The 20,740-nt window shown below is 42.7% G+C and carries 23 protein-coding genes and 4 pseudogenes; 16 read left to right on the forward strand and 11 right to left on the reverse strand.

Features of this window, described 5'->3' with window-relative positions:
- Both ACWATR_RS36790 and ACWATR_RS36795 read left to right on the forward strand, forming a co-directional pair.
- A pseudogene (locus ACWATR_RS36790) lies at positions 1 to 861 on the forward strand (hypothetical protein); the annotation flags it as partial.
- A 224-nt stretch (positions 862 to 1,085) separates the two neighbouring features.
- Positions 1,086 to 1,757 carry a response regulator transcription factor gene (locus ACWATR_RS36795; protein ID WP_460344287.1) on the forward strand — a complete coding sequence of 224 codons (672 nt, stop codon included), beginning with the start codon at positions 1,086 to 1,088 and terminating at the stop codon, positions 1,755 to 1,757.
- A 242-nt stretch (positions 1,758 to 1,999) separates the two neighbouring features.
- Here the strand turns inward: ACWATR_RS36795 and ACWATR_RS36800 are convergent.
- The 6 genes and pseudogenes from ACWATR_RS36800 to ltrA form a co-directional block, all read right to left on the reverse strand.
- Positions 2,000 to 2,477: pseudogene (locus tag ACWATR_RS36800) on the reverse strand (IS982 family transposase); the annotation flags it as partial.
- Positions 2,478 to 2,512: 35 nt separating this feature from the next.
- Positions 2,513 to 3,136: a hypothetical protein gene (locus tag ACWATR_RS36805; protein WP_460344290.1), complete on the reverse strand. Its 624-nt coding sequence runs from the start codon at positions 3,134 to 3,136 to the stop codon at positions 2,513 to 2,515.
- 328 nt (positions 3,137 to 3,464) lie between these two features.
- A pseudogene (locus ACWATR_RS36810) lies at positions 3,465 to 3,590 on the reverse strand (IS110 family transposase); the annotation flags it as partial.
- Between the two features lie 59 nt (positions 3,591 to 3,649).
- Positions 3,650 to 5,014 carry a relaxase/mobilization nuclease domain-containing protein gene (locus ACWATR_RS36815; RefSeq protein WP_460344293.1) on the reverse strand — a complete coding sequence of 455 codons (1,365 nt, stop codon included), beginning with the start codon at positions 5,012 to 5,014 and terminating at the stop codon, positions 3,650 to 3,652.
- Positions 4,995 to 5,396, reverse strand: coding sequence for a plasmid mobilization protein (locus ACWATR_RS36820; RefSeq protein ID WP_460344296.1), 402 nt, complete (start codon positions 5,394 to 5,396; stop codon positions 4,995 to 4,997). Before ACWATR_RS36820 ends, ACWATR_RS36815 begins: the two co-directional genes overlap by 20 nt.
- 48 nt (positions 5,397 to 5,444) lie before the next feature.
- Positions 5,445 to 7,346, reverse strand: coding sequence for a group II intron reverse transcriptase/maturase (gene ltrA / locus ACWATR_RS36825; RefSeq protein ID WP_460344299.1), 1,902 nt, complete (start codon positions 7,344 to 7,346; stop codon positions 5,445 to 5,447).
- 786 nt (positions 7,347 to 8,132) lie between these two features.
- On the opposite strand from ltrA, the gene ACWATR_RS36830 reads away from it, so the two are divergent.
- Positions 8,133 to 8,258 carry a hypothetical protein gene (locus tag ACWATR_RS36830; RefSeq protein WP_460344302.1) on the forward strand — a complete coding sequence of 42 codons (126 nt, stop codon included), beginning with the start codon at positions 8,133 to 8,135 and terminating at the stop codon, positions 8,256 to 8,258.
- A 330-nt stretch (positions 8,259 to 8,588) separates the two neighbouring features.
- Positions 8,589 to 9,104, forward strand: coding sequence for a hypothetical protein (locus tag ACWATR_RS36835; protein ID WP_460344305.1), 516 nt, complete (start codon positions 8,589 to 8,591; stop codon positions 9,102 to 9,104).
- Positions 9,105 to 9,286: 182 nt separating this feature from the next.
- Here the strand turns inward: ACWATR_RS36835 and ACWATR_RS36840 are convergent, their stop codons facing one another.
- Positions 9,287 to 9,730 carry a pentapeptide repeat-containing protein gene (locus ACWATR_RS36840; protein WP_460344308.1) on the reverse strand — a complete coding sequence of 148 codons (444 nt, stop codon included), beginning with the start codon at positions 9,728 to 9,730 and terminating at the stop codon, positions 9,287 to 9,289.
- 25 nt (positions 9,731 to 9,755) lie between these two features.
- Positions 9,756 to 9,992: a hypothetical protein gene (locus ACWATR_RS36845; protein ID WP_460344311.1), complete on the reverse strand. Its 237-nt coding sequence runs from the start codon at positions 9,990 to 9,992 to the stop codon at positions 9,756 to 9,758.
- A 112-nt stretch (positions 9,993 to 10,104) separates the two neighbouring features.
- On the opposite strand from ACWATR_RS36845, the gene ACWATR_RS36850 reads away from it, so the two are divergent.
- Both ACWATR_RS36850 and ACWATR_RS36855 read left to right on the forward strand, forming a co-directional pair.
- Positions 10,105 to 10,401, forward strand: coding sequence for an HNH endonuclease (locus tag ACWATR_RS36850; protein ID WP_460344313.1), 297 nt, complete (start codon positions 10,105 to 10,107; stop codon positions 10,399 to 10,401).
- 6 nt (positions 10,402 to 10,407) lie between these two features.
- Entirely contained in the window at positions 10,408 to 10,650 is a 243-nt protein-coding gene (locus ACWATR_RS36855) for a hypothetical protein (protein WP_460344316.1), read from the forward strand.
- Here ACWATR_RS36855 and ACWATR_RS36860 read toward each other — a convergent pair.
- From ACWATR_RS36860 to ACWATR_RS36870, 3 genes are all read right to left on the reverse strand, one after another.
- Positions 10,590 to 14,135 (reverse strand): PriCT-2 domain-containing protein, encoded by a 3,546-nt coding sequence (locus tag ACWATR_RS36860; RefSeq protein WP_460344319.1) that lies wholly within the window; start codon positions 14,133 to 14,135, stop codon positions 10,590 to 10,592. The genes ACWATR_RS36855 and ACWATR_RS36860 overlap by 61 nt on opposite strands.
- A 278-nt stretch (positions 14,136 to 14,413) precedes the next feature.
- A complete protein-coding gene (locus ACWATR_RS36865) occupies positions 14,414 to 15,139 on the reverse strand; it encodes a hypothetical protein (RefSeq protein ID WP_460344322.1) in 726 nt (241 codons plus the stop codon).
- Between the two features lie 81 nt (positions 15,140 to 15,220).
- Positions 15,221 to 15,433, reverse strand: a complete 213-nt coding sequence (locus ACWATR_RS36870; RefSeq protein ID WP_460344325.1) for a ribbon-helix-helix domain-containing protein — start codon at positions 15,431 to 15,433, stop codon at positions 15,221 to 15,223.
- A gap of 256 nt (positions 15,434 to 15,689) precedes the next feature.
- Here ACWATR_RS36870 and ACWATR_RS36875 point away from each other — a divergent pair, with 256 nt between their 5' ends.
- The 10 genes and pseudogenes from ACWATR_RS36875 to ACWATR_RS36920 all read left to right on the forward strand — a co-directional run.
- Positions 15,690 to 16,805, forward strand: coding sequence for a ParM/StbA family protein (locus ACWATR_RS36875; RefSeq protein ID WP_460344328.1), 1,116 nt, complete (start codon positions 15,690 to 15,692; stop codon positions 16,803 to 16,805).
- Positions 16,806 to 16,808: 3 nt separating this feature from the next.
- The gene (locus tag ACWATR_RS36880) at positions 16,809 to 17,042 is read left to right on the forward strand and encodes a hypothetical protein (protein WP_435026441.1); all 234 of its coding nucleotides are present in this window, start codon (positions 16,809 to 16,811) and stop codon (positions 17,040 to 17,042) included.
- A complete protein-coding gene (locus ACWATR_RS36885) occupies positions 17,039 to 17,284 on the forward strand; it encodes a hypothetical protein (protein WP_460344332.1) in 246 nt (81 codons plus the stop codon). The genes ACWATR_RS36880 and ACWATR_RS36885 overlap by 4 nt, the downstream gene beginning before the upstream one ends.
- Positions 17,281 to 17,556, forward strand: a complete 276-nt coding sequence (locus ACWATR_RS36890) for a hypothetical protein (RefSeq protein ID WP_460344335.1) — start codon at positions 17,281 to 17,283, stop codon at positions 17,554 to 17,556. The genes ACWATR_RS36885 and ACWATR_RS36890 overlap by 4 nt, the downstream gene beginning before the upstream one ends.
- A 35-nt stretch (positions 17,557 to 17,591) precedes the next feature.
- Positions 17,592 to 17,858, forward strand: coding sequence for a hypothetical protein (locus ACWATR_RS36895; protein WP_460344338.1), 267 nt, complete (start codon positions 17,592 to 17,594; stop codon positions 17,856 to 17,858).
- A gap of 8 nt (positions 17,859 to 17,866) precedes the next feature.
- Positions 17,867 to 18,064: a hypothetical protein gene (locus ACWATR_RS36900; protein WP_460344341.1), complete on the forward strand. Its 198-nt coding sequence runs from the start codon at positions 17,867 to 17,869 to the stop codon at positions 18,062 to 18,064.
- Positions 18,065 to 18,160: 96 nt separating this feature from the next.
- Positions 18,161 to 18,463: a hypothetical protein gene (locus tag ACWATR_RS36905; RefSeq protein ID WP_460344344.1), complete on the forward strand. Its 303-nt coding sequence runs from the start codon at positions 18,161 to 18,163 to the stop codon at positions 18,461 to 18,463.
- Positions 18,464 to 18,475: 12 nt separating this feature from the next.
- Positions 18,476 to 19,192 (forward strand): hypothetical protein, encoded by a 717-nt coding sequence (locus ACWATR_RS36910; RefSeq protein WP_460344347.1) that lies wholly within the window; start codon positions 18,476 to 18,478, stop codon positions 19,190 to 19,192.
- A 25-nt stretch (positions 19,193 to 19,217) separates the two neighbouring features.
- Complete coding sequence (locus ACWATR_RS36915; RefSeq protein ID WP_460344350.1) at positions 19,218 to 19,763, forward strand: hypothetical protein; 546 nt, start codon at positions 19,218 to 19,220, stop codon at positions 19,761 to 19,763.
- Positions 19,760 to 20,740, forward strand: a pseudogene (locus tag ACWATR_RS36920) (hypothetical protein); the annotation flags it as partial. The gene ACWATR_RS36915 and the pseudogene ACWATR_RS36920, both read left to right, overlap by 4 nt.

Genomic DNA, 20,740 nt, shown 5'->3' on the forward strand with positions numbered 1-20,740 from the left:
TGGCGAGGTGTGCGGCTGATTACCGGCTACAAAGAAATAGCCCTCTTTATGCAATGGTACATGGATGAAATGCGCCAGCGCTATGAAGATTACCGGAGTAGTGGGCTGACTGAAGAACAGTGGACAGAACAATTACGAGCATCGGGCAAGATGCTATCAGTTATCTGTGAAGAATTTACAACTTGGACAGATAACATTGTTGAGCCAATGCCAGACGATTGTGAGGATGAAAAATGGAAGCCCGACCCTGATTTTATTGGTAAATGGTTTCGCTGTGCCATGACCGAATCTCGCAAACAATTAATGATTCCTTTGTTCGTAGCTCATGACCGCACAATGGAGATTTTAGCCAAAGCCAAAGGACTATCAAAACTTCGAGATGCTTCACTGTTAGAAGTTGAATTAATCGCAACTATTGACCCAATCACGACAGAAGCCAAAGCTAGTGGTCAGGGCAAGATTAAATTACCTGGGCATGGTCAATGGATTGATATTGAACTGCCTAAACTTGACCAGAAGCGAATTGATTTTCGCCTTGATAAACCTGTGAACAGTAATGAACCGACAACCATTGATAAAGCTACTTTAGAGCGGATTTATGAACTGGAATTCAATCTTGGTAACAAAGCAGGTGACACCCAAGATAAACCTAATAAACTGTCACCAATGGCGCAAAAACTGTATGAATATCTCACCAGAACTGAACGAATTGAAGCTGATGTAAGAGAGTTTAAGGGCAATTTTAAAGTGAACGGTGAGAGATTCACTGTAGAGCAAATCAAGGGGTGGATGTATGAAATTGTGGGGGCAGGATTGGCGGACTGGATAGGCGAGGGTGTTATCAAGCTCAATCAAATTTGACTGCTAATAGTGTCTGGTGTCTAGCCCCAAAAACGCCCTTTTTTCGCGGACACAGGACACCAGACACCACAGACACTAAACCCCAAAACCCTTATAAAGCTTAGACACCAGCAGACACTACCCTAGACACGACCCAGACACCAAGTGTCTCAAACGTGTCCGCTAGACACCAATAAGAAATAACCGAATAAACAGCCATTTATTATTAGAGGATTATCAACATCATGCTGAAAATAGTAATTGTTGAACCAGAAACATTCACGCTCTTAGGCATCAAAGGTGCTATGGAACAATCTCCAGATATCGAAGTTACAGGGTCAGCCACCAGTGGGAAGTTAGGTTTTCAGTTAATTGAACAGACCAACCCTGATGTTGTGTTAGTTGATTTACTATTACCCGATATGAGTGGTTTAGAACTGACTCGTTCAATTAAAAGGAATACTAGTAGTAAAGTGGTAATTTTTACTAATCAGACTCATTCCGACTTTATTAAGTCAGCTTTCCATCATGGGGCTGATTCTTATATGCTCAAAAGTGCTGATGTAGAATTGATTGAACTTGCCATCAAGAGAGCTTACTTTGATGAATGCCTGCTTGACCCGAAGCTGGCTAAAAAACTGTTAAAAAGCCTTGATAAAAATAGATATATTGACCCTAGTTTCGCTGACAAAAACTTGCTTGACTCTCCCACCGAACGACAAATACAAGTTCTGCGTTTACTGGCTCAGGGTTTAGGTTTTGAAATTATTGCCAAAGAAATGTTTCTCTCTGTTAGTACAGTCAAACATTATGCGAGTGATTTGTACAGTAAATGGCACGTCAAGAACCGTTATGAGGCGATAAAAAGAGGGGCGATGCTTGGTTATATAGACTATAACTTGATTGTGAATGAATGATGTATTGGTGAGGATAGCGAGAAAATTAAGTCGGGGATTGAAGTATAAAAACTGGCTGTAACAAAAGAGAATCGCTTTAAAGCGTTAAAATTCTGGAATTGTTCATAATATATCTGTATCCAAAAAGAAATTTGTATACAGCACCCAGCCATGCCCCAAGACTACTCGGCGTCACCGTGCCAAAACGGGAAAATCGTACGCTAAGTGTAGCGAACTGCAAACAAGCCGATTTTGAAACCACATTAACGTGAGTTCGACGAACTAAAAAACGGCAGGAGGTAGTGCGGGTAAATGTCAATCGACGGTTTTTTGGGCAAAGAAGTGTAAGCAACTAAACCAGCCATCAAATTAACCAAAAAGTTAAACACACTACGACGCCCTTGAGTGTTCTATTTGACACATATTTTTGAGATGGTCATTAACGGACTCAATTACCGCTCGTTTGCGTAAAAGAATTTTATCAATCAGTTTTACCAAACGGTTTTTCATCTTCTTTTTGGATTTAGTGACTAACTCTAAACCTCGCTCATATAACTCCTCAAATAATTTTTGTGAAATATATCCTCGGTCTCCAAAGAGTTTACCAATTAAATCTTTAGTCATCTCTGGTACTGGCTTACGGTCGTCAACGTTGGCAGGAGTCAGCTTGAATGCTAATAATTCTCCACAATCGTTAATAATCAAATGAAGCTTAAATCCAAAGTGCCAGGCAACAGAATTAAAATTTAATTTATTTGCTAAATGATATACATTTTTTATTTAAAGCTTGCTATAAATTGAAGTAAATTACCAAATATAAAAAATATTATTCCCCAAAATGTCATTAAATCTAAAAAAGTGTTATCTTTTTTAATTTTATTTTCTATTTTATTTAAAATAAATATGAAAAATATTAAAACTTGATATAGAAATTTAAAAATAAAATATGAAATAATTACGGCTAAAATTATACTAATAAACATATTGATAATCATCAATATTATATATAAAATGTTTTGTTTATTAAAAAATAGAATAACTATTTTCTCGATTTGATAAAACAAGTAGCTTGTTATTATCAAAGATGGAATAAATAAAAATAACTGAAAAAAATTGTAAATAAATAATGATGTGTTTTGTATATATCTATATAACTTGTCAAATTCTTGGCTAAATATATCTATAGTCATACTATATATAACTAAAGAAAGTTTTTTAGAGAATCTATTTACCTTTCTTCTAAATGCGGAAAATTTGGTTTCTAATATTTTTTCATAATATAAAATTCTCTCTTTACCAATTAAGTCAGGAGCTAGCAAAAAACCAGCTAAAAAATTTAAAATAATACCTATGCGATTTAATATATCTAGATTTAGCCAATTAAAATTAATATTAAACATGATAAAATATAGAATTGTGTTTGATAAATTAAAGTATTTATTACTAATACATTAACATGAATATTGTCAACCTGCGACAGCGTAAAACTCACTAATTTAGTAAAGCAAATACCGCGTTTCAAACAGTGGTGGTATTTGATGTGATTTGACAAGTTTCATTTTTAATTGCCCCTTTAGGAACCATAAGAAAATTACTGAGGGGTGAAAAATGCAAGTCAAAGGTCAAATTTGTTGGAAGAAAATGGCATTACCAATTGTGCTAGAAGTTATCGCTAGTTGCGCTGTGGCTACTGCGTTCCGGTACTGGCAGGCAAAAACACAAGGTTGTTAGCCGTTCTACTAATTGAGCAATCTCTGCTGGAGTATTGTCACATGAAAAAGCTTCACCTGTCGGACGAATGTAAATATCTAAACGTTTTTTTGAAACATCAATGCCGATCCACTGTTTTGTCATAACTACCTCCGGCTTTGGATCAAATCCAAAGGTTACTCGCGCTTGCGTGATACGGGCTTTCATACCCCAGGCAACTGTTCGAGTTCACTTTTGAGAGTGTAGTGACCACTGCTAAGGTCGGTTTCAAAGAACCAGCGTACATTCGGTCTACTACACTCCTTCAATATACAAGCGTACGATTTTCCCGTTTTGGCACGGTGACGCCGTGTAGAACACAAAAAGACGTTTTCTACCTTGTCTGTTGGTTGCCCTCCCAATCTCAAATAAAACCAACCATTTTGTGTAGAAGTGTTTTGATCGTACTCCACAGTGCGATGATTTTCTCTAGGCTTTGACCAAACTAATGCACCAGTTTTTTCACCATCTAAATCACGCTTGATAAACAAAATATTTCGTTGCTCATCCATGTAAAGCAACTGATTATTATGTAATCCTTGCGAAATATAATCTGGTATATAGCGTTTCTCGCTTAAGTACTTGTGTAATACTTGCCAAACAACCTTATCCTCTGGTGGTGGAGTGAACTGAGGCTGTTGTTTGCGTTCAATTTCTTGAAAGAGTTTTTCTAACTGCTCAATTGGGAGTGGTTTAACAGGTTTGAGCAGCAATTCATTAATAGGTTCATCATCACGTTCTGGTTGGTAGTCAACAGCAAGATGTTTTTGCAGTCCAGGGAAAGTGTAAGCTGCACCTAACTGTGTACCACTGAAAGCTTGCCCATCTTTCTCATAAGAAATGCCTTTAGACTTACCATTTCTGGTAAAACCTGTTCTCACACTGACACTAGCTTGTTGCAGCCGCATGATTAGCGTTGGCATTTGGGGATTATCAACACTAGCCCTATCAATTGTCTGCTGAACTGACTCTTTGATGATGCGTTGTGGAGGAGAGTCACGTTGTCCCTGTGAAAATTCTTCTTGTTCTCGCCTTATGCGTCTGATTTGTCCGGTGCTGGGTGTGCGCTGAAGTTTCTCTCTACTGCCCTGGACTTGTACTAACTCATAATCTTGCTCGATTTGTCGCAGAACTTTTTCAGAGCGAACATAATCCCAGGAATCATGGACTAAAAGCCCAGTATCCATCCTAATGCGGCTGGCTGCAATGTGGATGTGGTCGTCATCGGTGTTATGGTGGCGGAAGATGACAAACTGATTGGCATCAAAGCCCATTTCCTTCATGTAACGGTCGCCGATTTCGCTCCACTTCTCATCATCTAATTTGTCACCCTTGGCTGCTGACAGTGAGACATGGTAAACAACTCGGTCTGCATCAGAATTTAGTTGTCGAGATAGCTTAAACTCCCGCGCCAATTCTCGCGCATTTCTCCCGCTCATATTGCCGCCAATAAGTTGGGCATCTTCACGGGATTCTAAATAATCCAACAGCTTGCGAAAACCTCTGCCTTTAGTCTGCTTCCCAATCATCCTCTTCCTCTTCTTCCGAGTCGTCATCATCAACATCATCCGAGGCAATATCTCGTCTGCACTGATGCAACAGTTCTAAAAGTTCTCGTAACAGTTCTGGTTTTGCTGGTGGAGTTCGCCCCATTAATATAGCTATGTTAGTGGCTTTGACAAGCTGGTTGAGGTTGTTACCAATTTGTCCTAATTCCCAATATGTTTGCAGGCTAATCTTACTTAGTCGTTTTGGTAATGGACGCATCAACGCATTACGTCTCATCAGTTCACTTGCTGACATTCCCGCATCAAGTGATTTTATTCGCAGCAAGTCCAGTTCGATGTCACTCAATCTCACCGGGAAAATATGCTTTCGTATTAGAGCTTTTGACTGCTTGCGATTCGCCATAAGTGGAGAATATTAGGGACATTGCGAGGGTTAGAGTCGATGGGGAAATTACTTTCCCCACCTCTCATTCAGAACCGGACATGAGACTTTCGCCTCATCCGGCTCCTCAGCAACAAGGCTGTTGTCATCAGTACCAAAACTAAGAAATATTTGGTCAGAATTTTCTGATAAATATTCTTCAGTTAAATCTGTTCTGTCTGAGATATAAGAACCGTCAAGAACAGTTTTCAAGTCGTGACAATGACGATGAAGTAGTTGAAGATTGTTATAACCATTTTTACCCCCTTCTGATTTTGGGATGATATGGTCGATTTCCATTCTTTCATCGTCTCGAAAAAACAATCCGCAGTGGGTGCATCTACCGCGTTGCATTTTTAGGAGTTTGGCTACTCTGCTATCTGCTAACGGGTGTTCCCCCATTCTGGTACTCCAGTAAACAAAATCTCCGTCATAAGGACTACGTTCTCCTTGCACTTTTGTGTGTCTCACTATTGGAGTTTCTGCGTGCTTGATTAGCGTATGTCCTCTTCGGGTGCTGAAACACCAGTTATCGTTACCGACAAGATGCCAGTATTTTCTGAGTGCTTCTTGTTTGCCACTATTGGAACATCGATGAATTGCCCAAGCCCTGAGTTTCTGATAAGTTAGACTGTCCGCTAGGGAGAACATATCTTTACTTACCTTTGTGGAATAATAGTTCGCCCATCCTCTAATTACTGGATTCAGATTCTTAATTAGCTCAATCTGCGGGGCGTTTTTATGTTTTTCTATTATTCGACTTATGTTCTCAAGGTGTTTGTGTAACTTGTTTTTACTGGGAGTGATGAGGGTGTTGAAACCTAGTATATTTCCATTACCAGTTTTGGCACTTCTGTAGTTGCCTACTTTGTATTGCCTAACGTGGAATCCGAGAAAATCAAAACCAACATTCCCTTCGTATGGAATGAAAGTGTGGGTCAGTTTTGTTTTACTTGGTTTCAGTTCTAACCCTATATCTTTTAGCCATTCTGATATGCTCTCAAAGCATTTTTGGACAGTGGTCAGTTCTGAGTGAATAATCACAAAATCATCTGCATATCGAATCAGCGTTGGTGATGGTATTTTTGTTTTCTTACCGTTCACTTTCTTGCTTCTTTTTGGAAACAACTGCTGTATTCGGTTCTCCATTCCATGCAATGCAATGTTAGCCAGCAACGGAGATATTACTCCCCCCTGTGGTGTTCCTTTGTCAGTTGGGAATAGATTTCCTCTGTCCATCACGCCCGATTTTAGCCACGCTTTTAGCTGTCGGCTTAGAGTCGGGAATGTGTTGATTTTCCTTAAGAGACTATCATGATTAATGCCATCAAAACATTGGGCTATATCGGCATCTAAGACATATTTAGCCTTGGTGCAGATACAGTTAAATATTGCTTCGATTGCATCATGGCATGACCGCCCTGGTCTGAATCCGTAGCTGTGGGGTTCAAAACGGGCTTCCCATTCTGGTTCGAGAGCCAGTTTCACAAGTGCTTGCAATGCGCGGTCAAATATTGTAGGAATTCCCAATGGTCTTTTTTCATCCGTTCCCGGTTTCGGAATCCACAATCTTCGAGTAGGTTTAGATTTACCTGTGAGTTTGAGACGTTTAACTAGGTTTAAACGTTCGCTAGGTTTGATAGATTTTATTCCGTCTACCCCAGCCGTGTTTTTCCCACTGTTATCTTGGGTTACTCGTCTGACCGCTATACATTTTGCTGACCAGGAATTCATTAATGTTTTCTGGAGTCGGCGAACTGCTTTTACATCTTCACGACTGCTGGCTTGGTATATTCTCTTTTGCAACTTGAAAGTACGACGTTCCAATTTCTTCCAAGGTATTTCGTTCCAGTTATATTCTGGTTCAATTCCTTTACAGGTTGGGATATCGTCTGACCATTCCACCTTGAATTTTATTTCAGTTTTGGACATATTAATTGCTATTTGACACTATACCTTCCTTGTTGCAGTGTGTCTGTTAGCATATCCAAGGTATTACCCAAGGCATTCGCTTTTGACACAATCCTTTCCACTTAATGTCTGAAATTTCTTCCAGATTTTGCGTCTTGGTTGACTTCTCAGAAATCGACCTTTCCGAGAACATTTAAGTGGGTTACTTCGTTCCGATTAATCATTGTTTTGAGTTTTTAGAGTGATGCTCTCCACCGGGTTTGTGGGATGATGTCTGTTGGTCAAAACCCCATTTGCCAACCTCCACTTTTATCCTTGCCTTTTGGCTTGGGCTTTACTAGCCGTCGTTGCCCATTCTTGATCTCGATGGTTCTTCACATCTTCATTTTGTTACTCATAAACTCCTGCTTTACAGTTTGCCGAGTACGGCTCTCGGAAGTCTGCTTTTCATCCCCGCTTCATCAATTTGATGACCAGTCGCATTAATGGGGGAAGTGCTTTTACCTTGACACCAAAGGAGTAGGACTTTCACCTACATGATTAATCAGTTGTTGTGGCATTGAGTGCCACACTAACCTTCCCTCAGCTTAGTTTCCTAATCTGATTTGGGTTAAACGAATCGCACGGGGTTTTTCAAGGGGGGTTTCCCCACTTGAACCAGTCTGCCGTTCGAGCGCAGCGAGACAAAGCGTAAGCTTTGAGGCATGGCTGGCTTCAAGCCCATTTTGGGGGTAGCGAGGTGTCAAGTGCTACATCTGTACGGAGGACACAGCAGGGGGCTGGGGGCAGGAGTATAAAGGCGTAGCCGTGCTGCTGATCATCCTACAACTTACAGAGGGATATATCAACGGCGTAGCCGCAATAGGAAAAAAGAAAGTAGTCGGTAAATTCTGGTTCGGCGTAGCCACAGCACAAGAGGTAAAAACGGCGTAGCCGCTATATGAAAATTCTCTGATTCAGCGAAGCTACCACACAATATAATAGTTGGGCGTAGCTGGAATACGAAAAGATAATTCAGCGAAGCTGTTTTAAGTAAAGTTCTGTTATTCAGCGTAGCTGTAATAGCCAAATTTTTTAGCATTAGCTTGAATAAGAAGACCAGCGAAGCTGCCACACTAAAACATATAAGGCGTAGCCCTAATATGAAAAGGTAATTCGGCGTAGCCACAATAGCCGATTTTTGTAGAATTTTGAAAACTTTCTTGGTGCAAATTATTTCAAATAGCCGATAATTATCAGTTAATCGGGATTCACGAGATAACCATGAGTGAGCATCAGAATTCAGAAGTAATTACGAAGGGCAAGATTGATAAGGCTATCAATCTGCTGAAGGAGCAGAAGCCGAAAGAGCGAGAGTCTGTATCAGATAGAGAAGCTATTAGAAAAATGAGGCGATACATTGAGAAGCTGACCTCTGACAAGTATGGCTACACCTACGATGAAGTCTCAGAAATGCTGAAGGGTCTGGGTATTAATTTGACAGGTAGCAGAATCAAATATTTAATCGGTGAGTTGAAGAAAAGCAGCCGTCGCCGTCATCAAGCATCTGATGACGGCGGTAGTAGTACGTCAGTTCAGGGGGCTACTGAAAATCAGCAGGCAGTTGTTGAAAGCAGCGAAGCTGAAGAAGCACCTGTAAAAAGTAAGAAGGGCAAGAATAAAAAACAACGGCCAGCAACGCAGGAACCAGAAGCGAAATCAGAACCAACCAGAGAACCAACCAGAGAACCAAACAGGTCAGCTTTTGTGCCAAAGATTTACAGTGATGAAGAAATCTAAGCTGGTTAAATTATGAGTAAAGGTTATACTGGTGTTGCCTCTAAGGGGCTTCTTGGGAGTTTCATGAAAGGTTGCTCGACTCAATTCAAATTGTTACGCCTACACAGATGGTTTTAAGCTAAAAAATCTGCATCCAGCACAGTATAGGCATTTATGAAAATTAGCCTTATTTAGCCTAAATTCTAACTCTGACGTATAGTGCCATCAGGCATGATGGTATTGCTGTAGACACACCGCTTCATATATGCGCCTTCCAAGTCTGCTCCAGTCAGGTCAGATCCAGTTAGATTTGTCTCAATCATGTCAGCAGCACTCAAGTAAGCATTAACTAATTTGGCATTGGTCAAGTCAGTTCTAGATAGGTAAGAAAATCCCAAATTAGCTCCACTCAAATCAGCATTTCTGAGATTAGCCTTAACTAAACAAGCTTGCCCCAAATGGGCATTGCGGAGATTGGCTCCTTCTAGATTAGCCTCTTCTAAATATGCTTCACCTAAGCCAGAATTGCTCAAGTCAGCCCCACTCAAATCAACTCCAGACAAGTCCATACCATCCAAACTGATACCAGAAAAATTTCTTTCTCCAGCAGCATATCTTTTAAATAAGTCTTCAGTTTTTTTCGACATTAAACTACTTGGGACTATATTAAACTCATATATTTTGGCACAGCAAAAGATTGAGCAACGCACATAAGTATTGATGGGATTGAATCATCCTGCTGCACCGGGGCAACAAGTGGGAGAATCGATTCATTGCTCTAGTACCAAAAACTTGGGCAACTTCTGCCATTGACTCTAAGAGGTGATCTGGTAATGACTCCAATTCAGCAATCAGCATCGGGAAGTATGTACGCGCTAGCCACTTTTCATCGTCGTCTAAGTCAGCCAAATTTTTATTACTACCGCTATTAAGACTATCTAATAGCAGGAGTAATATTTTTTCAAACGTGGCCCAGCCCTAGAAGCATTACAATTCTCAAAGCTTTAGTTTAATTAGACTGATGACGTTCACCTATTCTCTATACCCAGATAATTGGTCAGAAATTGCCACGGAAGTTAAGCAACAAGCCCAGTGGCGTTGTCAAAAGTGCGGGTTACACTGCATCCCGCCTGGTGAAAAAACATCACATCTAACACGCTCAAAACGCAGAGTGTACACCCTACAGGTTCATCATTGGGACAGGAATCCAGCAAATAACCACAGAGGAAACCTTATAGCCCTGTGCAGTGCCTGTCACCTTTTATACCACAGAGGTGGGAAATCAAATGTTTCACCAGGGCAGCTATCTTTGTGGTAAATAAGTATGGATGATGATACTCAAGAACTAATCGCAATTCAGCAAGAACTTTCAGGAATCAGCGAACGGTTGAGAAAGATTTTCCCGTCAACTCATCCCCAATTTGACAGCGTGTTTGAAGACGTGGGTGCAGCTTCTTATTACATCCGCGAAGCTGGTTATCGTCTGGAATCAGTTCTTATGACTGTTCAAGGTGATAGCGCAGGTTCTGCGAGTGATGCAGAGAGTGGAGAAACTGAAATTGAGTAAACTTCAGTAGGCAGACAACTCAGTACAATCATTAGCAAGTCAGCCTTAACAGCCGGACTACATGAGTTTAAAACTCGTCGCAGTGCAGTATTAGTAAAGATTGTGGCAACTTCAGCGACGTGTTCTAAGGTATCTTCAGGTGATGATTCTGATTCAGCAATCAACATCGGGAAGTATGTACGGGCTAACCACTTTTCATCGTCGTCTAAGTCAGCCAAATTTTTATTACTACCGCTATTAAGACTATCTAATAGTAGGAGTAATAATTTTTTAAAGTGCTGCCAGCCCCCCCAACGCTGGGTAAATCGGCTTACCCATCCTTGGGTAGTGTCTATGATTTTGGCGATCGCAGTTTGACCAATTTTCTGCTGCGACTCCCAAAGCTGGGTAAACGCTTTGACGATGGCGTGTCCCGTCTGCTGATCTCGGCTACCCGCTTCGGTGCATAGAGAGCAGGCATCGACAACCTCTAACTTGATTCCGGGCAGTTCATCTAAGAGAAAACTAAGGTCATAGTCAGCGCAGAAGTAGAATGTTAGCTCCACATTGGAGCGACGATGAGCGCGTAATCGGCCAATCTCTTGGATGATTTCTGCACGGATCAGGTCTGTGAGATACTTTTGAAAAGCGCTGTTTTTATCTTCCAGGTTGACTGGTTCACCAGTCATCACCTGATATTGTGCTGCTAAAACACCGATGTTTTGGTAAGGAATGCCAAAACTTGCGATCGCATCACACTCACTAAAGCGATTAACACCACGCCCATCGACAAAGTGACCGTATTCTGTGCGCCCCTCGGCTTGGGTTGCAATCTGTTTCCAATCGATAATGCCAAGGGTGGGGCAGAGTTCTTTCAAGGTTTCTTTGAGGGCATTAACACGAGCGCTAAGTGGAAGAGAGCGATTTTTGGGCAGTTTACCCAGCCCAGTAACGTTGACCACTTTTAAATTGTCGTAGTCTGGGCGTTGTTGCTCGATGACTAACACAGGATCATTGATGCCCAGTTTCAATTTCAACTGTTGAGATTTGAAAGTGGCATCAAGGTAAATATTGAATTGGGCTGATTTAGCCAATTCAGTATGCTTGGGATTTCGGCGGTGAATGCTGAGTACACCCCATTGAGATTGGAAACTACCATCACCCTTCCAAGCTTCGAGAAAGTCAGGCAACCAGTAATTAGGCAAGTCAAGAAACTCCCTCCCGGCTGTTCGTGCGCTGTCTTTAACTACCTTTTTGGCAGCATAACGAGCCGCAGCACTTTTTTTGAGTTGTTTATCTCCAGTAATATCAATAGAGTCTAAGTCCTCTAAGAAAGTTAAATCAGGTTCTACAGTTTGCTGAATCGCTTCGATATCTAAGCCTGTGGGGAAAGGGGGCAGCAGCGCTCGGATGCTGGCATCATCGAACCCGTAGCGGTTAGTAGGTTTAATTTGCTGAGTAAGCAGTTGGTGTAAAACTTTTAGTGCAGGTTGCAGCTGTGACATTATGTTTGGTTCTAACAGTAGCAGCTTGCCCACAGTGGTTTCAAAATCGCCTCGGTTCACATCAACATTACGCACGGGCTTGATGAGCGTACCTGCTTCTTCCCATAACCGCCCAACAGTGAAAGTTTGGTCAGCAGCGTTAGTTAAAGTGACAGGTGTAGAGTCTGGGTGCGCTCTGAGTTCAGAATAATTTTGAATTGCACTGCGCTTTTGAAAGCGGAATCCAAAACCGTCACCACTGGCGAAACGGCACTGATTCTTAAGGGAACAACCGCCACAGATGGGGCTGATGCCGCTCTCTTCAAAATCAAGGCTGCTAAAATTCTTGTTGCGGAAGGCGTTAAATAAGTAAGTTCTGTGACAATTGCCATCAGTGTCGGCAGTCTCACCCGCTTTAGTCCACAGTTTAAAATCTTCACCAGTAGGAGTTTTGCGGGTGGGGTCAAGTTTAAAGCCGTTGTGCCGCACTGGTAAGTCAACAAAATTCGTCTCAATCGGCAGAGTAGATGGGTTTCTGTGGTTGGCATCCTGGTAAATTAGTTTATCAACGCCGAATAGCCCCGCCGTCAGTTGCCCCGCGTTGTAAGACTTGCCCAGTCCAGGGTGAGAATTATCTAAGATTTGTGTCCAGCCTTTAGAAACAGCTTCCACCCAAGCGGTAATATGTTCTTCTGGCTGGCAGGAGATAGAGATATTGCCTGTAACTTCAGTTATGTACGGGATATTGCCGGGCTTGTAAACAATTACATTGGCCGAAGGCGTGTCAATTTCGGGTAAGGGCTTGGGTGTTGGTGGGGCTTTAAATCCTTTAAATATCGAACTAAATGGAGCAATCGCTTGCCTTAATAAATTTTGGAAGCTGCTCAAGTCCTCTCTAACTCGCCCAAGCTCCCACTCCTCACGGCTAATTACTCCTTTGTTGCCGAGGTTGGGTTCATACTGCCGTTGCGGGAAGCGAAAGCCATACTGTTTGGCAATGTGAAACAGTGTTCCGATCGTAATCCCCCCACGCCGAAAACTGCGAATCTTAGCGTGGATGTTCCAAGTTGAGCCTTTGATACTGGGCGACCACTGCTCGGCTATAATTTCCGCTTCAGATGCCCCATAATGGTTAACTAGTGCCATCAAAACCTGACGGCATTCGTCATAATTACCGCTTCCTGGGGTGCGTGGTGGGATGAATGAAAGCGCGTTCTGGATTAGCTGGTCAATGTCCCAGCCTTCAGTGACGGAAATCTCACGCCACTCTTTACGCCGTGACTCAATTTCTTGAATTCGTTGCTGATACTCAATCCGTTCCTGTTGCGCGATCTTTAGAGCTTCACTTATCCATTCTGCGGGTATTGTGGCTTCAGGGTTGACTAGCGGGAATTCTGCCTCTGTGCTGCCGTAGAAAACACGACTTGCATCTTTACAAGCTGGATCATGCGGTAACTGCTGCATGAGGAAGCGCGTACAAGCTTCTACAGTATCAGCACCTTGAACATATTCGGGGAGAAGGAAAACCAACCGGAATTTATGCCACTCTGGTTTATGACTGGCAGTGGTGTAAATTAAAGCACAGTGTTTTTTAATGAAGGGATGGGCTAGGGCTTCTGAGATCGTTAATTGGTGCTTGTAAACTTTGATATAATTTCCATTCTCGTCCTTGATGGGCTTATCATAAGCATCACGGGCGACATCGGAATTATCGATGTCCAGTAGTAGCCACTGAGAACCGATCACATTGGCCTTACTGCGCCATTTCCCGCCTAACAAGCCAGCACAGATAGCGTGACCTGCTTTAATATGTTCCTGGACATCGGCTAGAGTGCCTTCTACATCAATGAAGTTACCGGCCAGCTTCTTAAAGTCCCAGTCTTTGTTTTTTCCAGTTGCGTTAAACGCGAACTTGATTTTATTACCTTCAGCAAGCTCTGGTTCAACATTTAATGCTTCAGCACGTTTATTATTCAATTGTTGATGCTGAAGCGAGTTATTAAATTGTTGTAATGGTGACATTGAGCAATTCCTCCTTGATGTGTGGTGGAGGAATTGGAGCTATCCTTTGGCAGTAATCTTCTAATACAAACTTTCAGAAATATAAGCACAAAATTACTTAAAATTCCTGAATTACTTTTTGTCGCTGGGTCGGTAGTGTAACAAGGGCTTAACACTCACTTCGTGTAAGATAAGATTACTATTAGGGATATTAATCCGGCGGTTGGCACAACCAGATACCCCAATTCCATTTGAAAACCTCGCTGTCCTCGCAGGACGTGAGGTTTTCATTGTTTTGCCTATTTGTATTCGGCTAACCAAGCCTTGATAAACTCGGTTATTTCCTCCTGTTGAATTACAAATGCAGTCCCTTTCCTTCTGAGAGCTAGAATTCTCATACTTCCAACTTCAGAATAAAGGTGTGAATTATGATCGTCGGCCGCCTTGGTGGGAGGCCATAAGACCAAAACTTTTGCTGTGGGTGTCTTTTGAGCTTCACGAGAGGACATCCCAAACAAATTTCTGTTTTTGTCAAACCAGCTTTTGTAATCTGCTAGTTCAACTAGAGGGCAGGGTTCCCAGGTTCTTAAACCACTTTTGTTTTTCCGCTTTACCTGTAAAATCTCCCTCTTTTCGTTATAAATAATCTCGCTGTCTCCTTTTGAGCGAATTGAGATAAATAAGTGAGTTTTGCGCGGAAACCTAATGAACAAGTCGATAGGGTTTTTGTCTTCTACCTTAATTACCGGAAATACTTGTATTTCCTCGCTCTTAAACTCATCCAAAAGAGCAGTTGTTAATTTTTCTAACCGTGCAAGTTTTTGAATTCGTACCAAAGGCTTGTAAGCCAATGCAAAAGCAACCCAGCCAAAAGGACTAATGAAGCTGCCTGTACCAAGTGCAAAACCACCAGCCGCTAGAGCAAGAGCGGATTCATGCTCTATAGCTTCCCTAATCATCTCTAACGCTGCTTCGTTGTGCGGCGGGAGTTGAAAATTGGGTAGTGGGTCTTTAACTGTGGTCATTGGCGCTATCAAAAATCATAGTTAAGTCAGGGATTATCTGTATGTTGGGTTGAATTTGTCTGTCCTGTCTTAGTGATTAACTTATGCTGTACCCTTACCTTTTTTAGGTTTGGCAGATTCACTTTGTTCTTGATGTTCTCTGACAGCCTGACTTAGCAAGTAAGCTGCAAGATTAGCCAATGGTCGTTCTTCTCGATCTGCCCATTCATTAAGATACTGATAAACGTCATCAGACACGGTAACTGTAATTCGCGGTCGTGCCATTAATTCAGAACTAATTGCTGTATACAGCATCCATAGTACTCTCCTAGCACATTAAAGATATCAAAAGCACTAATAACATTATTAGCACTAAGAGTTCTAATAGCACTATTAGCACTATTAGTGCTATACTAGCATCATCAAGCCAAAAACAGCCACCCAACAAAGGCAACAGAAGCCAGAAAGTGATGCTTTGGCTTGCCCCCAACTGGATGTGCGGATTTAAGAGGATTCAGCCTTTAAATTCTCCAAAGCCAGAAAAATCAAGACTTTAACAATCATCAGAACCATGACAGCTATATATTCCAATGCCAAAAATTGGCTAGTTCAAGCAGACTTGTTAGCCAATTCCGGGCTAACTGACCTCACAGGAGGTAAGGACGCAGGAGCAGGGTATGGGAAGGCAATCATCGGTGATTTTTCGATCATGATGCCAGCCGTATACTCACTAGTTCGCAACCGAAACATCATGCACCACGAAACCATCTCAAAAGATGGGGCATGGCTGCGTTATGTACAAGGTTCACGCCTGGACTTAAAAGATATTCAATTCTTTTGGGGCAGTGCTGCTCTAGCGCAAAGTGACCACACCTTGCTGCACGAGGATAAGGCGAAAAAAGCAGAACTGGCACTAGAAAGCATTCTTGCAGACTTAGCAGTTCTGAATATTCCCGATGGGTTCAAGCTTTCAATTAGTTTGAGCAACCACAACCCAGAACGCTGGGCGACTGAGATTAAACGCAGGGTTGAAGGGACTCACACCTTTGAACACCTGCATCCTGTGACTCGTTCCATTGTCACCAAGACAGTTGACATCGCGGTTACTGGCATTTACCCCGAAGGATTTGGAAGTATTGCCCATTGTTTATTCGGTGAAGCGTCCCTGGTACTTGACCCTTCAGAATTAGCGATCGCACTCGATATCGGTTCATCAACTTGGCTTGTAACCGTGTTCAACGGCAGTGGTGCAGTGATTGACCGTCACTTGATTGAAGGTGGTTGCGGTGAACTGCACAGCATGATTGCAGAAGCTCTCGACAAGCGAAACGACAGAGTGAGTCTGCTTTCCAAGGATGTGAAGCACTCGCCTAGTTTGGTGAACCAGGGCATTCTAGAAGGCACTTTTACATACGGCGGCAACCACCTCACAGGCAAGAACTTCGAGGCAGAGTACAGCCAGTGTCTAGATTGTTGGTGGAGTACGAGGATTGAGAAATTCGCCAATTTCGTGACTGCTGGTAATTATCTAGACCGCGCTAAATACCTTGTCGCCTGGGGTGGGGGTGTTTCTCTGCCGGTGGTGGATCAAAACTTAGCCGGTTTTGGCTTTGTGATTTTGAACAATCCCCAATTTATCAATGCCTTGGGGTTGAAGCTATTAACTCAAATTTCAATTGGAGCCTAATCAATGAATTACGAATCTCGGCGTATAACCATCTCCTACTTAGCAGTAATTGAATTGTGCAAGATTTTTGATTTACCCCAAGATGCACCGACACAGGCATTATCAGCAGGTGTAGAGAAGCTGATTTTTCAACACGGTAATGTCCAAACAACACCCAAACCCGAAACAGCGCAATCTACACAGCCGAATAAATCGGCACTTAGCGCAATGGTCACTAATTTCAAGGGGGCAGCATGAGCAGAACCACATTCAGGAACACGGTTTTAGGCATTGGTGCAACAGCCGCAGCGTTAGCCGTTGGCTACTTCGGAGTCCAGCACTTTGGTAGAAACAATATGTTCACCATCGCCGCAGCCGTGGGAGGTGCAGGGGCAATCAGCTATGTACTACAAAAGCCGAACCAGCCACAATCCCCAAGTAATCAGCCAGAACCCCAACCCACACCGATAAAAGCTCAAAGAAAAGGAAAGAAGTCATGAGCGGCCAAGACACCCAAAAGACACAACCAAGCCTAACAACAACCGAAATCATGACCATTATCCTCGGTTGCGAACAGACTTTAAGGTTTGTACAAGCATCCCCAAATTATCAACAAATCGAAGCGTCTGAACGGTTCAGTACATCGAATGACCTGCGTCTGGGCGATGCCGTTCAAGCCTTGATGGAGATTCACGAAGCAATTCTAAATATCGAATTCTACTCCCAAGTTGAGGGACAAGCTTATGCTTTCAACGACAGCCAAAAAGCGTAATCATTTGTACTCTTTTGGAGTCAATAGAGGCAGCAATGAATAATTTAAGCAGAGTCTATGACTCAACCCTACTAACCAATTCTAGAGTGTACCAGATTGATAGAACACTCTATCAATATCTGTTTAAAACAGGCACAATCCAACACCCAAAGTATCACTTTCGACCTCTGGCTGGACAACGAAAGAAGGCTGATTTATTGCTCAACCACAAAGCTTTAACTACTCGCTGCTATGAAGTGTCAGGAATGAGTACCAATGCGAGAGTCATCAGCCAAGAATCACTGCAATTATCAATATTTTGAGGTCAATTATGAATACTCAACCACTGCCAGAATTGATTGCACAAGCACAACAATTAGTAACCGAAATTAGGCAGCATCCACAATATCATGGCTTACGTTTTGATTGCGATGTCACCCTTGGGGATGTTACCCAGTTTTTCAATACTCTGCAATGGTCAGCCACAGCTTCAACTGTGGATGTTTCAAGAGAAGGCTTTTTTCAGTGATGGGGAGAGCGATTGCAATGATTGGCCGTCGGTGCAATCGCCCTACCAATGTGTCTACCGCCGCATAACGATAAACGACATAAGGATTGTAGCAACATGAGTAAACCAATTGGGTACTTTACCTCAGCCATGCCAGGAGATGGTTCGTATTTAGACGAGCTTCAACAACAATACGGCAGCACATTTGAGCAACTTAGCAAGATAGAAAAACTATTGCTCTTACACGGAGTCGTCCAAAACCTGTTGAGTGCAGAGATAAATCTCCAAGGCAGTTCAGTAGCGGCGGCGGCTGTTTCAACAGTTTCTCTTATTGCCCAAAGTATCAATAAAAGGGTGACTTTAGGCGAACATCTGGGACTGGCAGAGGCACTGATTAATCAATTGAAATATCAGCACTAAGGAGTCTTAACAATGGACTTTGCAATACGTAATCCGGTAGTTGGTCATAGCTCGCATATCGACGAGAAAGCGCAATCTTGGGGAGGATTTGAGTCTGATATTCTGGGCTATCTTTCGGATATAAATAAGCTCGAACAGTTTGCGGATTATGCGAATAATGCCCAAGAGTTAAGTGACCGATTAGAACCATTTCTGGACAATGCCAAAGTTGTCTTTGAGGCGATGGAGAAGTTAACAAAAGGTCAAGTTACCTGGACTGAACTTCGTAAACAATACGGCTCTCATGTAGCGGGTGCTATCGCCAAAATTCGCAAACTCAACTCCGATTTTGATTCGGAGATGGGCAAGATAGATGCCCAAGATAGAGCGGATCTATTGCGAATTGACCAAAAGCGCAAACACGCCTTAACCGAAGTTGCAGCCCAATTACATCAAGACTTACAAGCGGAACTTTGGCGGCATGAAAACAAGATTAGCGGCATCGAAAATAGGCAAGTTGTGCAAGCTGAACGCCAAGCTATCACCACGGGGTTAAGAGAAAAACGCCAACAACTTTTAGCCCGTGCAAGGTACGGTTCCAGAGCTTTAGAACCAAACCAAACACCCCAAGAAGTGATACCAGTTACTAGCCAAAATCATGCACCTGCATCTAGTATTTCAGCAACAGGAACAGTTCGCGGCTGGGGTGCAATGCTGGGTAATTTGTGGAACAAATTGGGCGACAGATAACTATTAGTTGAAAGGACACAGGCTGATGCTAGTAAGGAAACGAAATGAAGATCCTCATAGCGTCAGCTCTTTTTCATTTGAAGGGCTGGCACAGACTCCACAACAACAGAAACAACAGCAACCATCACAGCCACAACAATTACCAGAAAATAATAGAGGTAGAACATTTAGACGTGCTGGTAATGCTTGTGAAATTGTGGCTGGCAGTTGTCTAAATAGTGCAGTGATTTTCACCTTTCATCTATTGCAAGTTCACCCAGTTGGAATGTTCCTTGCTGTGGGTACTGCACATCTGTATTTTACTGCCACTGCAACGGGTGAAGGTTTTAATAATTTCGTTACTAATTTAATGACTGGTTGCAGTGCGTCATTAGCCCTATTGTGTGCGCTTTCCGAACCGATTAGTGAATGGAATGAATCGAGAACTTCCACTGGTACAGCTAAGACTTCTATCGAGTCGGTTTATAAGCCAAAAACTGCTGAATCTTCAAGTTGGATGGATGGTGCAGGAGTGGGCATATTTCTAGCGATATTAATGATTTTTCTATTTAGTGGTAGGAGAGGTAAATGAATTACTTAACCGAGAAACATAAACAGTTATCCGAGTCGCAACAATCGGGTTTAATGAAGTGGTTTGGACAGTTACCGATGGATAAAAAAGCTGTTGCCATTGGGCTAAGTTTGACAGTGGGAATTAGCTCGGCTGCGATGGCGTGGCAGGGAACTAGCAGCGACAGAATTTATTTCTGCATCAAAACCCCAAAGAAAACATTAGTGTGTCAGGACAAAGATAACCGTCCTTTTCGCATGACCCCATTTTATTGGTCACAGTGGAAGAGTGATGGAATGCCCCGCCAAGTAGTGAGAGATCCAGCGATGGGGGTAAACGGGTTGGTGAAGGCGACGAACCCTTACAAACCCTTTTGGGCGTTTGGGGGATTCCTGGGGTTTGCGCTTGCTGGCTGGATGCTGAGGCACTGTCAGTATGAGGAGAAGCAGAAAGCCGTATTTGAAGACATCGCCCAAAAACGGGATGCTGCAAAAGCAGAGATGGCGGCACGTTCGGAGTTGTTAGATAGTTACCGAGATGTTGCGATCGCAGAAGTCCAGTTACAAGCCGACTTGGATTTAATAGCCAATGATCGCACTGTTGACATCCAAAAAGCCGAGATTTACGCCCACACGGAAATTGAAGTCACCCAAATGGAAGCATCCGACGCTATTTTTGAAGCGCAGACGGCTGGGATGACTGAAGAACAGAAAGCAGATTACATCAAGCAGCTACGGGAGATGAAAACGCCTTATCTACAAGGGAGTCAGACTTTACAAGGGACGATTGACCCCAACGATAAGGTTGCAGGGGCAGACAGCCAAGCAATCGCTCCTGGTGACAAATATCGCTGGATTAACAACACCATTGGCTACCCCACTTTAATCTTTGGTGGTATGGGTGCGGGTAAATCGTGGACTACTAGAGAAATTATCTGGAAAAAAGTACAAGCTGGGTGGAACATCGTAGCGCTTGACCCGCATGGTACACAGGTCGAG

Source organism: Nostoc sp. UIC 10890 (assembly GCF_054786515.1).

Coding starts and splice junctions, on each gene's coding strand:
- ACWATR_RS36795 (WP_460344287.1), top strand. CDS start 1,086: ATGCTGAAAATAGTAATTGTTGAACCAGAAACATTCACGCTCTTAGGC.
- ACWATR_RS36805 (WP_460344290.1), bottom strand. CDS start 3,136: ATGTTTAATATTAATTTTAATTGGCTAAATCTAGATATATTAAATCGC.
- ACWATR_RS36815 (WP_460344293.1), bottom strand. CDS start 5,014: ATGATTGGGAAGCAGACTAAAGGCAGAGGTTTTCGCAAGCTGTTGGAT.
- ACWATR_RS36820 (WP_460344296.1), bottom strand. CDS start 5,396: ATGGCGAATCGCAAGCAGTCAAAAGCTCTAATACGAAAGCATATTTTC.
- ltrA (WP_460344299.1), bottom strand. CDS start 7,346: ATGTCCAAAACTGAAATAAAATTCAAGGTGGAATGGTCAGACGATATC.
- ACWATR_RS36835 (WP_460344305.1), top strand. CDS start 8,589: ATGAGTGAGCATCAGAATTCAGAAGTAATTACGAAGGGCAAGATTGAT.
- ACWATR_RS36840 (WP_460344308.1), bottom strand. CDS start 9,730: ATGTCGAAAAAAACTGAAGACTTATTTAAAAGATATGCTGCTGGAGAA.
- ACWATR_RS36850 (WP_460344313.1), top strand. CDS start 10,105: ATGACGTTCACCTATTCTCTATACCCAGATAATTGGTCAGAAATTGCC.
- ACWATR_RS36855 (WP_460344316.1), top strand. CDS start 10,408: ATGGATGATGATACTCAAGAACTAATCGCAATTCAGCAAGAACTTTCA.
- ACWATR_RS36860 (WP_460344319.1), bottom strand. CDS start 14,135: ATGTCACCATTACAACAATTTAATAACTCGCTTCAGCATCAACAATTG.
- ACWATR_RS36865 (WP_460344322.1), bottom strand. CDS start 15,139: ATGACCACAGTTAAAGACCCACTACCCAATTTTCAACTCCCGCCGCAC.
- ACWATR_RS36870 (WP_460344325.1), bottom strand. CDS start 15,433: ATGCTGTATACAGCAATTAGTTCTGAATTAATGGCACGACCGCGAATT.
- ACWATR_RS36875 (WP_460344328.1), top strand. CDS start 15,690: ATGACAGCTATATATTCCAATGCCAAAAATTGGCTAGTTCAAGCAGAC.
- ACWATR_RS36880 (WP_435026441.1), top strand. CDS start 16,809: ATGAATTACGAATCTCGGCGTATAACCATCTCCTACTTAGCAGTAATT.
- ACWATR_RS36885 (WP_460344332.1), top strand. CDS start 17,039: ATGAGCAGAACCACATTCAGGAACACGGTTTTAGGCATTGGTGCAACA.
- ACWATR_RS36890 (WP_460344335.1), top strand. CDS start 17,281: ATGAGCGGCCAAGACACCCAAAAGACACAACCAAGCCTAACAACAACC.
- ACWATR_RS36895 (WP_460344338.1), top strand. CDS start 17,592: ATGAATAATTTAAGCAGAGTCTATGACTCAACCCTACTAACCAATTCT.
- ACWATR_RS36900 (WP_460344341.1), top strand. CDS start 17,867: ATGAATACTCAACCACTGCCAGAATTGATTGCACAAGCACAACAATTA.
- ACWATR_RS36905 (WP_460344344.1), top strand. CDS start 18,161: ATGAGTAAACCAATTGGGTACTTTACCTCAGCCATGCCAGGAGATGGT.
- ACWATR_RS36910 (WP_460344347.1), top strand. CDS start 18,476: ATGGACTTTGCAATACGTAATCCGGTAGTTGGTCATAGCTCGCATATC.
- ACWATR_RS36915 (WP_460344350.1), top strand. CDS start 19,218: ATGCTAGTAAGGAAACGAAATGAAGATCCTCATAGCGTCAGCTCTTTT.